This window comes from Sphingobacterium sp. NPDC055431, from assembly GCF_053644255.1.
In genome coordinates this window covers 338160-351182 of the sequence record NZ_JBSHLH010000001.1, presented here as the reverse complement: position 1 = coordinate 351182, position 13023 = coordinate 338160, and the positions used below count along the sequence as shown (strand labels likewise).

Annotated in this window: 10 protein-coding genes and 2 tRNA genes; 5 read left to right on the top strand and 7 right to left on the bottom strand. The window is 42.9% G+C overall.

The genetic code is table 11. The features are described 5' to 3' along the window. Positions 1-3: 3 nt before the first annotated feature. Positions 4-1470, top strand: coding sequence for a glutamate synthase subunit beta (locus ACWIB3_RS01555; protein ID WP_313260904.1), 1467 nt, complete (start codon positions 4-6; stop codon positions 1468-1470). Between the two features lie 297 nt (positions 1471-1767). Here ACWIB3_RS01555 and ACWIB3_RS01550 read toward each other — a convergent pair. Beyond that, positions 1768-1840: transfer RNA gene (locus ACWIB3_RS01550), tRNA-Met, on the bottom strand. A 59-nt stretch (positions 1841-1899) separates the two neighbouring features. Then, a tRNA-Met gene (locus tag ACWIB3_RS01545) sits at positions 1900-1972 on the bottom strand. Between the two features lie 113 nt (positions 1973-2085). Between ACWIB3_RS01545 and era the strand changes: the two genes are divergently transcribed. After that, a complete protein-coding gene (era, locus tag ACWIB3_RS01540) occupies positions 2086-2964 on the top strand; it encodes a GTPase Era (RefSeq protein WP_185215929.1) in 879 nt (292 codons plus the stop codon). A 71-nt stretch (positions 2965-3035) separates the two neighbouring features. On the opposite strand, the gene ACWIB3_RS01535 is transcribed toward era, so the two are convergent. The 4 genes from ACWIB3_RS01535 to recJ form a co-directional block, all read right to left on the bottom strand. Further along, positions 3036-4106: a branched-chain amino acid aminotransferase gene (locus ACWIB3_RS01535; RefSeq protein WP_185211248.1), complete on the bottom strand. Its 1071-nt coding sequence runs from the start codon at positions 4104-4106 to the stop codon at positions 3036-3038. 613 nt (positions 4107-4719) lie between these two features. Further along, positions 4720-6237: a GH3 auxin-responsive promoter family protein gene (locus tag ACWIB3_RS01530; protein WP_185211249.1), complete on the bottom strand. Its 1518-nt coding sequence runs from the start codon at positions 6235-6237 to the stop codon at positions 4720-4722. Between the two features lie 25 nt (positions 6238-6262). After that, positions 6263-6997, bottom strand: a complete 735-nt coding sequence (gene lptB, locus ACWIB3_RS01525; RefSeq protein WP_185211250.1) for an LPS export ABC transporter ATP-binding protein — start codon at positions 6995-6997, stop codon at positions 6263-6265. 31 nt (positions 6998-7028) lie between these two features. Beyond that, the gene (gene recJ / locus ACWIB3_RS01520; RefSeq protein ID WP_313260907.1) at positions 7029-8729 is read right to left on the bottom strand and encodes a single-stranded-DNA-specific exonuclease RecJ; all 1701 of its coding nucleotides are present in this window, start codon (positions 8727-8729) and stop codon (positions 7029-7031) included. 115 nt (positions 8730-8844) lie between these two features. Here recJ and ACWIB3_RS01515 point away from each other — a divergent pair, with 115 nt between their 5' ends. From ACWIB3_RS01515 to ACWIB3_RS01505, 3 genes are all read left to right on the top strand, one after another. Beyond that, on the top strand, positions 8845-9624 hold the full coding sequence (locus ACWIB3_RS01515) for an MBL fold metallo-hydrolase (protein ID WP_254526502.1): 780 nt from the start codon (positions 8845-8847) through the stop codon (positions 9622-9624). 73 nt (positions 9625-9697) lie between these two features. Next, the gene (locus ACWIB3_RS01510) at positions 9698-10177 is read left to right on the top strand and encodes a cation:proton antiporter regulatory subunit (RefSeq protein WP_185211253.1); all 480 of its coding nucleotides are present in this window, start codon (positions 9698-9700) and stop codon (positions 10175-10177) included. A gap of 7 nt (positions 10178-10184) precedes the next feature. Beyond that, complete coding sequence (locus ACWIB3_RS01505) at positions 10185-11489, top strand: cation:proton antiporter (RefSeq protein WP_454290708.1); 1305 nt, start codon at positions 10185-10187, stop codon at positions 11487-11489. Positions 11490-11497: 8 nt separating this feature from the next. On the opposite strand, the gene ACWIB3_RS01500 is transcribed toward ACWIB3_RS01505, so the two are convergent. Beyond that, a complete protein-coding gene (locus ACWIB3_RS01500) occupies positions 11498-13000 on the bottom strand; it encodes an alpha-L-fucosidase (protein ID WP_454290707.1) in 1503 nt (500 codons plus the stop codon). Between the last annotated feature and the right edge of the window lie 23 nt (positions 13001-13023).

Here is a 13023-nt window from a genome sequence, read left to right as displayed (position 1 = left end):
AACATGGGAAAACCAACAGGATTTTTAGAATTTGAAAGAGCGCTTCCTCAGAAAGATGCTGTGGAAAGCAGAAAGCAGAATTATCAAGAGTTTGTTCATTCGTTCAGCGAGGAACAGTTAAATAAACAGGCGGCACGTTGCATGAATTGTGGGATTCCATTCTGCCATTCTGGATGTCCGCTTGGGAATGTGATACCGGAATTTAATGATGCCGTCTATGATGGCAATTGGGAGGAGGCTTACCAAATCCTTTCTTCCACCAATAACTTCCCAGAATTCACTGGCAGGATCTGTCCGGCTCCTTGTGAATCGGCATGTGTATTGGGGATCAACAAAAACCCGGTAGCCATTGAGGAAATTGAGAAGCACATCATCGAGATTGCCTATAAAAAAGGCTATGTGAAACCGAACAAGAGCTATCTGAAGACGGGAAAACGTGTAGCCGTGGTTGGCTCGGGTCCTTCCGGACTTGCGGCAGCAGCACAGCTGAACAAAGCTGGGCATGATGTAGTCGTGTATGAAAGGGATGATAAAATCGGTGGTCTGTTGCGATATGGCATTCCAGACTTCAAATTGGACAAATCGGTCATTGACCGTCGAGTCGAGATCATGGAGCAATCAGGCGTAGTATTCAGGACCAATGCCGAAGTGGGCAACAATGTCCCTGCAAGCGAGCTGGATGAATTTGACGCCATTGTATTGGCTGGAGGTTCAACTATTCCTAGGAATCTGAATATACCAGGCAGGGAACTGAAGGGCGTTCATTATGCCATGGAATTTCTAAAGCAACAGAACAAGCGCGTCGGCAGTTCTCCAATTGAAGTAGAGGAGATCCATGCCAAGGATAAAAACGTATTGGTAATCGGCGGTGGAGATACAGGTTCAGACTGTGTGGGTACATCCAATAGACATGGGGCGAAATCTGTAACACAATTTGAGCTGATGCCAACCCCTCCTACAGCTCGTACGGAAGCCATGCCTTGGCCAAGCTATCCGATGCTGTTGAAAACCACCACTTCGCATGAGGAAGGTTGCCAACGCCATTGGAGCATCAGCACCAAGGAATTTCTAGGTGATGAAGCAGGAAACTTAAGGGCTGCATTGATCGTTGACCTGGAATGGGAATTGGATCCTTCTGGCAGACCGCTATCCTTTAAGGAAGTGGAGGGATCAGTACGTGAAATCCCTTGCGAACTGGTGACCCTGGCCATGGGTTTCTTACACCCTCAGCATGAAGGACTCTTGACCCAATTGGGCATAAAGACAACCGATAGAGGAAATGTAGACGCTACGGAAACGGAATACAAAACCAGTGTGGACAAAGTATTTGTGGCTGGCGATATGAGAAGGGGACAATCTTTGGTCGTTTGGGCCATTTCTGAGGGCCGAGAATGCGCCAGAAAGGTTGATGAATACCTGATGGGCACTTCGGTCCTGGAAAGCAAGGAGGCGGTTTATGCCACAGCCTAAATAAGACAATAGACAAAAGACACTAGACAAAAGACATTAGACAGGAGAAATTTCAGACGTTTCAAATGGATAATGACAGGATTTTCAAAACATATAAGTTTATTTCCATTTTTTAAAGGGGCTGTTAAAACAGCTCCTTTTTTTGCGAGGTGATTTCAAATAAAATACAAACCAACATCAAACAATACCTATGTCATGATCTTTTACCTTGACCCCAGAAAGTTCTTATGTCTTGTGTCTATTGTCTTATGTCTATACAAAAAAAAGGTTCCAATCTTTCGATTGAAACCTTAGTAGTAGCGGGGACCAGACTCGAACTGATGACCTTCGGGTTATGAGCCCGACGAGCTACCAACTGCTCCACCCCGCAATGTATTTTAGAATTTCTTTTGGACTGAGCCTCGCGCTCAATCCTTTTTTGTTTTTTAGTAGCGGGGACCAGACTCGAACTGATGACCTTCGGGTTATGAGCCCGACGAGCTACCAACTGCTCCACCCCGCAATATATTTTCTAGAAATCTACGTTGGTATTTGTTAAAAGTAGATTATACTATCTCCGAATTGGAGCACAAAGATATTATTTGTTTCTTTGTAAAACAAATAAAAAATCAAATAATGTCACATAAAGCAGGATTCGTGAGTATCATCGGTAAACCTAATGCGGGTAAATCGACCTTGATGAATGCCCTAGTGGGTGAAAAGATGTCCATCATAACCCCTAAGGCTCAGACAACTAGACACCGTATCATCGGAATTGTCAACGATGCAGACTATCAGATTGTATTTTCTGATACCCCTGGCGTAATAAAACCAAATTATGATCTTCAAGAGTCCATGATGAACTTTGTTATGAGTTCATTGATCGATGCTGATGTTATTTTATTTGTTACAGACATCCATGAAAAGTATGATGAAAATGACGTGCTGGAAAAATTAAGGAACACCAGTTCTCCAGTTGCGGTGATCATCAACAAAGTTGATAAATCTTCGGAAGAAGAGGTGAAAGCCAAGATTGCATTCTGGGAAGAGAAGATCAATCCGGATACGGTATTCCCTATTTCGGCTTTGCTAGGCTATAATGTGGAAGCGGTCATGGCTTATATCAAAAGTAAATTGCCGGTGCACCCACCCTATTACGAGAAAGACGAACTGACCGATAAGAGCATGCGTTTCTTTGTTTCGGAGATTATCCGTGAAAAGGTATTTAAGCTATATGACAAGGAAATCCCTTATAGCACGGAGGTCGTGGTCACTTCTTTCAAGGAGGAAGCTCATATCACCCGTATTGCAGCAGAGATCATCGTGGAGCGTGATTCACAGAAAAACATTATCATCGGAAAGGCTGGGGCCATGATCAAGAAAGTCGGAACCTATGCCCGTCAGGACATTGAGGAGTTTATTGGCGGAAAGGTCTTCCTGGAACTTTTTGTGAAGGTGCTGCCTGATTGGAGAAGCAAGAAAAACTACCTGAAGAGGTTTGGTTATGAGGATTAAGATAAAACTATATCAATAAAAAAGACCGGCGTTGTGCCGGTCTTTTTTTTATTGAATAGGATTATTCCTAATTACTTCACGATAAAGTTCCAACCAAATGGATCTTCGATCTTACCGTATCTCAAATCATTTAGATACGCCAATACCTTGTTTGAGAATTCACGACCTTCTACCGGAGGAAGGGTATAGTCTTGGCCATTGAAACCGATTCTGTCAATGTGCGTAATGGTTGCAGCGGTACCAGCAGCAAAGGCTTCTGTTACATCTCCTGCTTTGATTCCATCGATCAGCTCCTGTACAGAAACTTTTCTCTGCTCGGCCTTATAACCCCATTTCTCGGCAAGTTCCATAATGGTACGTCGGGTAACACCATGTAAGATAGTGTCTCCATGAGGCGTGATTATGGTATCACCAATACGGAAGATCAAGTTAGCTGTACCAGCTTCCTCAATGTATTTATGTTCCAATGCATCTGTCCACATGATCTGGTCATATCCTTCGTTGTTGGCCAACTGGGTAGGATAAAGGGACAAAGCATAGTTACCAGCATTTTTAGAGAATCCAACACCACCTTCAGCAGCACGCGTATAATGTGTTTCTACCTTTAGACTGATCGGTTTGCTATAGTAAGCACCAACAGGACAGGTGATGATAATGAATTGGTAAGATTTAGATGGATGAACACCTAGGGCAGCCTCTGTACCGAACATAAACGGACGGATATAAAGGGCAGTTCCTTCTTTGGATGGGATCCAGTTACGATCTACATCCAATAGCTTTTTTAAGCCGTCCATGAAGATTTCTTCAGGAACCTCAGGCATTTCAAGTCTTCTTGCAGATTTATTGAATCTCTCCCAGTTTTTATCAGGACGGAAGATACTCACGGTACCATCTTGGAATTTATAACCTTTGATACCTTCAAAGATGGCCTGTCCATAATGCAAGGCGGACATCGAAGGGCTAACACTCAGGTTTCCATAAGGCACTATCTTGACATCTTCCCATTGCCCATTGTCATAATTGGCAACCAGCATATGGTCAGACATTATTTTTCCAAAAACTAAATGATCAAAGTCTACTTGCGAAATTCTTGATTGTTGGGTAGGCTCTACTTGAATAGTGAAATTATCTATGGCACTCATATCAAAAAGAATATTTATTGCTGTGCAATTTAGGTAAAAAAAACAAAAGCATAAATGAATTGTGGATTTATAATCGTCCAATCTCCACAAATACAGGCCTTCCCCTTAGATTTCTTATGAATTGAGCATTTTAGCTATAATGAAATATGTATGTTTTCCTATCCATCACTGTATACTGTTTGCTATACAGGCATTGTCCTAATATGTCGAATTCTATTGTTTATTACTTGTTTTCTTTCTCGGTACAGTATTTGGAATAGGGCTTATGCTTTTTAGCAAATCTTTGAAAAGGATTTCTAACCAAGAATTGTAAGTGCAAAAGATGATTTTTTATTTCTGTTTCCGGACAGTCTGCTAAAATAAAATGGATGGTTTGCTAAAAATAAAAGGCATATAATTAAAGGTTTAACTAAGTAATCCGAAAATGGAAAGAGAATCGACTGATTTTAATGCTCAAGCCGCTCCGACAGTTGGAGTTTGGAAATTTATCCTAGGCTTTTTCGTCTACCTGTACAATACCGCAATTCGTCCCAAATAAATAGCTGCTCCAAATAATAAAACATATTACCCATACATCTACTGAACTGCCTAATTAGGCAAAAAAATAATATAATTAAGAAGCTTGGATTAACTTCAATAGTGGATCCAGGTATTCCCTGCTATTAGCCAATCGAGGAACTTTGTTCTGTCCTCCCAACTTACCCCTACTTTTCATCCAGGTATAAAAACTTCCTTTCGCTGCATTATGGATGATAGGAAAGGATAAAGCCATGTTTTTATACCGCTTAGCGTCGTAGTCGGAGTTGATCTCTCGGAGTGTGGCGTCTAGGATTTCGCCAAATCGTTGGAAATCATCTGGCTCTTGCTCAAACTCGATGATCCATTCATGCGCCCCTGCAGTCTTGTCATTGAAATAGACTGGACCAGCCGTATAATCTTGGATAGTTGCCCCAGTAGCTTTACAAGCGACCTGCAATGCCTGTTCAGCATTGTCCACGATCACTTCCTCACCGAAGGTATTGATATATTGCTTTGTCCTTCCTGAGATCTGAAAACGATAAGGAGACAAAGAGGTAAATCGGATGGTATCACCAATCTTGTACCGCCAGAGCCCCGCATTGGTGGAGATGATCAAAGCATAGTTCTTGCCCAATTCCACTTCATGTAAGCAAAGGGTTTTCGGACGCTCTTCATTGATCTGTTCCATTGGAAGGAATTCATAATAGATTCCATAGTCCAGCATCAACAGGAGATCCTCGGAATCGGAACGGTCCTGCAGTCCAAAATAGCCTTCGGAGGCATTATAGTTCTCCAGATAGTACATATTATCAGAAGGGATCAACTTCTTGAACTGCTCTCTATAGGGCTTGAAACTAACGCCACCATGGCTGTAGAATTCAAGATTTGGCCATACTTCCAATAGATTATCCTTTCCAGTAATCTCAAGGATACGGTTTGCCATGACCATGTTCCAGGTCGGCACTCCGGCCAAGCTCGTTACATTTTCCTTGATGGTAATCTGGGCAATCTGTTCAATCTTCTCTTCGAAATTAGGGTTTAGGGTCACCTCGATGTTTGGTGTCCGCTTAAACTCAGCCCAGAAAGGGAGATTGCGGATAAGGATGGATGACAGATCACCGTAATAGGAATCCGGGCTGAAATTGTTGATTTGCGATGAACCGCCAATGACAACGGATTTTCCGGTGAAGACCTTGTTTTCAGGTTTATTATGGCAGTAGATTGAAAGCATGTCCTTACCACCTTGATAATGGCACTCTTCCAATGCTTCGATACTGACAGGAATAAATTTACTGCGATCGGAAGTCGTTCCTGAAGATTTTGCGAACCATTTGATGTCAGATGGCCAAAGGATATTCTGTTCGCCCTTGATCATGCGATCTACATACACCTTGATGTCATCATAATCCTGGATGGGAACCCGTTCTTTAAACTCATCAGGAGTATAAATACTGTTATAGCCGTATTTCTTTCCCCATTCTGTTGCTTCGGCAGCAGAAATCAGGCTTTGAAACCATTCATCTTGAACGTCGTGGGGATACTTCATGAATAGATCAATCTGATGCATCCGCTTTTTCATTATCCAAGTAAAAAGAGAATTCAATAAAGCCATAGGTTAGTTTTATGCTATATTTTATTTAGAATTTTTTACGTCTTAATTCGAAATGTCTACCCAAATAGAACTTACGGGCAAGCTCGTTGTCGGCAATTTCTTCTGGCGTACCGGTCAACATGATCTTCCCTTCCGTTAACAGGTATGCTCTATCGGTAATGGAAAGAGTTTCCTGAACGTTGTGGTCAGTGATGAGGATTCCGATATTTCTGGTCTTTAATTTGGCTACGATCGTTTGGATTTCTTCCACCGCAATGGGGTCAACTCCTGCAAATGGCTCATCCAAAAGGATAAAGTGAGGGTTTGCAGCTAGGGCTCTGGCAATCTCAGTCCTTCTACGCTCACCACCCGATAAAAGGTCACCACGGTTCTTGCGCACGCGGTGCAGACTGAACTCCGTCAATAACTCTTCTAGTTTTGCTTTGCGTTCTTCCTTGTTTGGGTAATGGATTTCCAATACGGCAAGGATGTTGTTTTCAACAGAAAGTTTCCTGAACACAGAAGCCTCCTGCGCAAGATAACCAATACCACGCTGCGCACGCTTGTACATGGGATCTTGGGTAATTTCGAGATCATCTAAGAAGACATGACCATCATTTGGTTTAATCAATCCAACGATCATATAAAATGAAGTTGTCTTTCCAGCACCATTTGGACCTAAAAGACCTACGATCTCTCCCTGTTCAACATGGAAGGATACATCGTTTACTACTGTTCGCTGTTTATATTTCTTGATTAAATGTTCTGCTCTTAGAATCATGTGAATAAACCCTTATTTGCAAATATATTTTTTAAAATCGAATTGCCTTTACATTTAATTGCAAATTCTTCTTGCCTCGCCAAGAGTTTTCCTCAATATTGAAGCAAATATCAAAGGCTTTTCCCGAATTGATCAGGTCAGCATACTCGCCTAACCCGAAACCAATACATTCAAATATAGTAGAATCCTCCTGTTTTACGGAAAACTTAAGGTGTGTACTGCCAACGATATAGGCATTATAACCCATGGTTACCCCTTTGCTGATGAAGGTTGGGGCTTCATTTTGAGGACCAAAAGGTTGGAATTGTTGCAATATCCTGTAAAATTTAGAATCTATCTCTGCCAACCTGATTTCCTTTTCGATGGAAACCTCCTGCTGAAGCATCTCCGGTTTGATGCTCTTGCTGACTACTTCTTCAAAACGCTGTTGAAAGAGACCGATATTGTCGGTTGGCATGGTTAATCCAGCGGCATATTTATGACCTCCATATTGATCCAACAGATCACTACATTCACTTAGTGCCTCATATAGGTCGAAACCCAGCACCGATCTTGCAGAGCCAGCGATATGACCATTGGTATTCGTCAGGATAATGGTAGGTCGATAATATCTTTCCGTCAATCGGGATGCAACGATACCGATCACTCCTTTGTGCCAATCCTCTTTATATAGGACGGTAGTTTTTCTGGTTTGCAGGTGGGCGTTGTTATCCAGCAGAGCCAATGCCTCTTCGGTAATTTTCAGGTCATAGCCCTTTCGGGTATTGTTCTGATCGTCAACACTGGCAGAGAACACTGCAGCTTCAGCCAATGTCTTTGCAATCAATAATTTGACGGCATCCTTTGCATGGTCAATCCGTCCGGCGGCATTGATACGCGGACCAATCTGAAACACAATATCGTTAACCGTAAAATGTCCGGATTTATGGGTAGAAAGATTGATCAGGGCCTGAAGACCGCAACAAGGGTTGCTGTTCAGCTTTTTCAATCCGAAATGGGTCAAAATTCTATTCTCACCAGTAATGGGAACAATATCGGAGGCAATACTAACTGCCACCAAATCCAAGTATTGGTATGCCAATTCCATCGGCATATCATTTTGCTTGATGAATGCTTGTATGATCTTGAACCCGATACCGCAGCCTGAAAGTTCTTTGTAGGGATAAGGACAGTCATTTCGCTTTGGGTCAAGTACCGCAACGGCATTCGGAAGCTCATCTCCCGGTAAATGGTGATCACCGATAATGAAATCAATGCCCTTCGCATTCGCGTACTCAATCTTATCGACTGCTTTGATACCACAGTCCAAGGCAATGATCAAGGAGAATCCATTCTCCTTTGCATAATCGATACCTCTATTGGAAATACCATAGCCTTCTGCATAGCGATCCGGAATATAGAACTCCAGGCCGGTATGGAAGTCGCGAAAGAAACTATAGACTACGGAAACGGCGGTGGTGCCATCGACATCATAATCACCATAGATCAAGATTTTCTCCTTATTCCCGATGGCACGCTCAATCCGATCGATTGCGCGGTCCATGTCTTTCATTAGAAAAGGGTCGTGGAGATTGTCGATAGAAGGGCGGAAAAAGTCTTTCGCTTGGTCAAAGGTTTCGACCTCACGGTTTATTAAAAGTTCTGCAATTATATGGTTTACACCCAGCTCCTGTTGTAGCTTCTTCGCTTGCTCTACGTTCTTTTTAGGTTTCAGCACCCACCTTTTTTGCATATCTTTGCCTTCTAATAAACGTGTAAAGATACATTATATCAGGGGACTTACCTAATGAGGAGCCCGATGTAAAATGATATGCACACATAACTGTCAAGATAACAAACAAATACAAATGGCTCGAGCGCATTCACTATTTGAAGGTTCCTACTCTGTAGATATAAGCAAGCAATTTATCCCCTTCGACCCAAAAAAAGATGATCCAAAAGATAGACCAGGATCGTTGTTCATTCATGTCCACCCCTTTTTAATTGAAACAAAAGACGGCCTTATCGTCCTTGATACCGGCCTAGGATTACGCAATGAAAACGACGAGTTGGTCATCCACGAGAATATCAAAAAACTAGGATTTTCAATAGATGACGTGCGGTATGTACTGATGTCTCATCTTCATAAAGACCATGCAAGCGGCATGGTGGACATCAAGGATGGCGTGAAGCGTTTGGCATTCCCAAATGCTGAATATGTCATCCAGGAACAAGAATGGGAAGCAGCTTACAGTTCCGAATCCCCTTCCTACCGTACTGAGGTTTTTGATGTACTGCAAAGAAGCGGGAATATCCTGTTTGTGGATGGCGACGGACAATTGACTCCAGAGATCCGCTATGAACTTTCAGGCGGTCACAGCGAATTCCATCAGGTATTCCATGTGGAGACCGAAGGTGAACATTTTTTCTTTGGTGGAGATGAATTACCGGAACCTGAGGAAATCTTCAGGAGTTTTATCGCCAAGTACGATTTTGATGGCCGAAAAGCACGGGACCTAAGGGCAGAATATTGGGCTGCAGGTGCTCCTGAGGGATGGGTATTTTTATTTTACCATTCAAAAAATATCGCGGTAGGACGGCCTGAACAGAAGCCAGACGGCAGTTATAAGATTGTAAATGCCGAATAATCCATTCAGAATCGATATATTTGAGGATAACGAAAAATAATTTATCTAATTTTTAATTAAATAAAAGGAAATCATGTCGATAGTTAGAGAAAGTGACCTAATTGGTATCGGTAAGAAATACCAAATTGAAACTGATGCTGGAGACAATATGGTGGTTGTCATCCACGATGACGGACGGAGAGAGTTATACCGCCATGAGGATGAAGACAACGAAACCCACTGTGTGATGACATTGTCGGATGAAGAGTCTCGTCAGGTTGCCGGAATCTTAGGAGGACTATCCTATAAACCCAAGGCATTGGAAACCATTGAGGTGGCATTGGACGACCTTCGCATTGAATGGTACAAGGTTGGCGAGTCTAACGACGGGGTCAACAAGAGTATCGGACAATTGGAAGTAAGGCAACGCACCGGAGCTTCCATTATCGCCGCTATCCGCGAAGAGGAAACTGTCATTAACCCAGGACCCGACTATGTTATTACTCCGGGAACCACCCTGGTAATCGCCGGAAAGCAGAAGAACATCAAACTTTTAAAGGAAATATTACTATAAGAATTATATGCACAGTAACCTCATCATAGAAATAGGAATCGCAGTATTATTGGTAGCTTCAGTTGGCCTTCTTGCCAATAGACTAAAATTTTCGGTGATCCCCTTTTTTATTGTGATCGGAATGGTACTGGGCAATCAATCTTATCCAAAATTCGTAGCAGACTTCTTGGCGAATGTCAACAACGAGAACTTAACCTCAGCTGTCGACTCGGTTTGGTCCTTTTTGACCTTTACCGAAAGTAAACCGTTCATAGACTTTATGGGGCGCTTGGGTGTGCTATTTCTCTTATTCTATTTAGGGCTCGAGTTTTCGGTCGGTAGGCTCATCAAATCAGGGAAATCCATTGTTGCAGGCGGTAGCATCTATGTCGTCCTCAACTTTTTTTCTGGCCTCTTGGTGGGTTGGATGATGAACCTTCCTTTCAAGGAAATGATGGTCCTATGTGGTATCATGACCAGTTCCTCTACGGCCATTGTAGCCAAGGTACTGACAGACCTGAAACGGACGGCCAATCCTGAAACTGAGGTAATCATGGGGATGATCATGTTTGATGACCTGTTTATCGCCATGCATATTTCCTTCCTCTCAGGGTTGATCCTAACGGGTGGCGGATCGTTCTGGACCGTTGCTGGGACTTCCCTATTGGCCCTAGGATTTATCTTGTCCTTCCTGATCCTAGGCAGGAAACTTGTCCCATTCATTGACAAGCTCCTTCAGGAGAAATCCTCGGAGTTATTTATCCTGCTCATATTCAGCTTGCTGTTTGTCATTGCTGGCTTCTCTGAAACCATACATGTAGCAGAAGCCATTGGAGCCTTGATGGCAGGATTGGTTTTTGCAGACTCCAAATACCTCAAGAAAATCGAAGGAATGGTGTTGCCGTTCAAAGACTTCTTTGGCGCCATGTTCTTCTTTAGCTTTGGTCTTTCCATTGATATGTACAGCCTTGGAGGTGCCGTAGGCTGGGCAACATTTGCCGCTGCCATTACCATAGTAGGCAACGTGGCTTCTGGATATTTTGCTAGCCGCTTCTCAGGATTGAAACCCAAAAACTCAGTAGACATCGGCTTTACCCTATCTGCGAGGGGAGAATTTTCCATTATCATGGCCAACATTGGTAAAGCAGGTAAACTCCTGCCCGTTATCCAATCCTTTGTGGTCGTCTATGTCCTGATCCTTTCCATTATTTCACCCTTATTGACCAAGGAGTCTAGAAATATCTGGAACAAGCTTGCCGGCCAAGATGACACCGTCAAGAAGCCGAAGAAAAAGCTCAGCGACCTCGAAGCCAGTATTCAGGAGAAAAATTAATCTTCAGTCTACATCTTGGCATCCATCAGCTTCTCAGACTTTGTTTCAGGAGCGCCCATTTCCATCTTAATGACGAATGCTCGCTCTGATTTAAAATCAGCTGGAATAATCACATCGTAGTAGGTATTCTTATCCAGATCAAGTCCAATATCGGCATGCTTGACCTGCAGCTTCTGTCCATTGGTGAGCAAAACAGCTGATACCGGAACTTCCGTAGCCTTTTTAGGGATAGCAATCCTCGCAATATTGTTAACCGGCCTATTGAATACCGTTAGATATAAATGCTTATCCTTTTGCGTTAAGTAGCCTAATTTCGTTTTTGGAAGATTTGCATGCCTCACCCCGTAAACGGCCTCAGCATTCACCTTCATCCAATCCCCCAGTTCCTTTGCAATCTTATCCTCTTCAGGATGCATCAACCCTTGACCATCAGGCCCAAAATTCAATACAAAATTTCCGTTCATGGAAACTGTATGCATCAACATGTCCAATAGGTCATCCGTGGTCTTGGTATAGATTCCTGACCAATCTTTCATATATCCCCAACCATTGGGAGGAATGGTCATGACCGCATCCCAATCATTGCCATCGAGCCATTCAAATTCCTGCGGCAACTTTCTTTCCCAGCCCTGTTCATAATCGCCAAGGATCTTCCCATTGCTATCAAAATGCCTTTTGCCATGTTCATCATTTCTAAATCGAGACCCGATAATCAAACCCGGATGCTTTGCCCGCAGTTCCTTTTCCAGATTGTAGGTAAAGTCATAAGCCTTGATCCAGGATTGATCCCAAGTACCATCAAACCAGAAACCCTTAATCTGGGGATAGTTTGCCAACAGTTCCAACAGTTGATTTTTAGTGTACTGTAAGAAGCGATCGTATTTCTTCTTTTCTTCCTCTGTCTTGGGTTCCTTGGAAAGATAATCAGGATTGTTCCATTCCAGAATGGAGAAATAAAGATATACATCGATTCCTTCAGCCGTATAGGCATCTACGACTTCCTTTACGATATCCTTCTTATAAGGTGATTTGGTGATATTGTACCCTGAATATTGGGTTGGCCACAAAGCAAAACCATCGTGGTGCTTAGTGGTAAAGATCATGTATTTTGCACCCATATCCTTAGCTTGCTTGGCCCATTTCTTGGCATCAAAGTCCTTGGGATCAAACTTTTTATATAGGTTATCATAGGTTTCTTTCCAATTCTTAGGCGCAGTTGGACCCGACCAGGTCCTGATCCATTCCGAGGCAGCAGCACCTTTTCTGGCGCTCACCCCTTCCCATTCATTCCCGGGAATGGCATATAAACCCCAATGGATAAATTGGCCAAGCCCATAGTTACGGAAGGCTTCCATATCGGCATCCGTACGGTGCTCAGGCGTCAGGGACCCATATCTCACTTCGGTATGCGCTGTGGGTTTAACCTTTGGTCCTGTCCATTGAGCATAGGCGTATTGACTAAAAGCCAGGGCTAATGCTGCAAGGAATATCGGTTTTAGTATTCTGTTCATTGGTATAGATCAATTCACGTTTT

What these genes read in the sequence shown, in the direction of transcription:
- ACWIB3_RS01555 (WP_313260904.1), top strand. Translation starts at nt 4, where the DNA reads ATGGGAAAACCAACAGGATTTTTAGAATTTGAAAGAGCGCTTCCTCAG.
- era (WP_185215929.1), top strand. Translation starts at nt 2,086, where the DNA reads ATGTCACATAAAGCAGGATTCGTGAGTATCATCGGTAAACCTAATGCG.
- ACWIB3_RS01535 (WP_185211248.1), bottom strand. Translation starts at nt 4,106, where the DNA reads ATGAGTGCCATAGATAATTTCACTATTCAAGTAGAGCCTACCCAACAA.
- ACWIB3_RS01530 (WP_185211249.1), bottom strand. Translation starts at nt 6,237, where the DNA reads ATGGCTTTATTGAATTCTCTTTTTACTTGGATAATGAAAAAGCGGATG.
- lptB (WP_185211250.1), bottom strand. Translation starts at nt 6,997, where the DNA reads ATGATTCTAAGAGCAGAACATTTAATCAAGAAATATAAACAGCGAACA.
- recJ (WP_313260907.1), bottom strand. Translation starts at nt 8,729, where the DNA reads ATGCAAAAAAGGTGGGTGCTGAAACCTAAAAAGAACGTAGAGCAAGCG.
- ACWIB3_RS01515 (WP_254526502.1), top strand. Translation starts at nt 8,845, where the DNA reads ATGGCTCGAGCGCATTCACTATTTGAAGGTTCCTACTCTGTAGATATA.
- ACWIB3_RS01510 (WP_185211253.1), top strand. Translation starts at nt 9,698, where the DNA reads ATGTCGATAGTTAGAGAAAGTGACCTAATTGGTATCGGTAAGAAATAC.
- ACWIB3_RS01505 (WP_454290708.1), top strand. Translation starts at nt 10,185, where the DNA reads ATGCACAGTAACCTCATCATAGAAATAGGAATCGCAGTATTATTGGTA.
- ACWIB3_RS01500 (WP_454290707.1), bottom strand. Translation starts at nt 13,000, where the DNA reads ATGAACAGAATACTAAAACCGATATTCCTTGCAGCATTAGCCCTGGCT.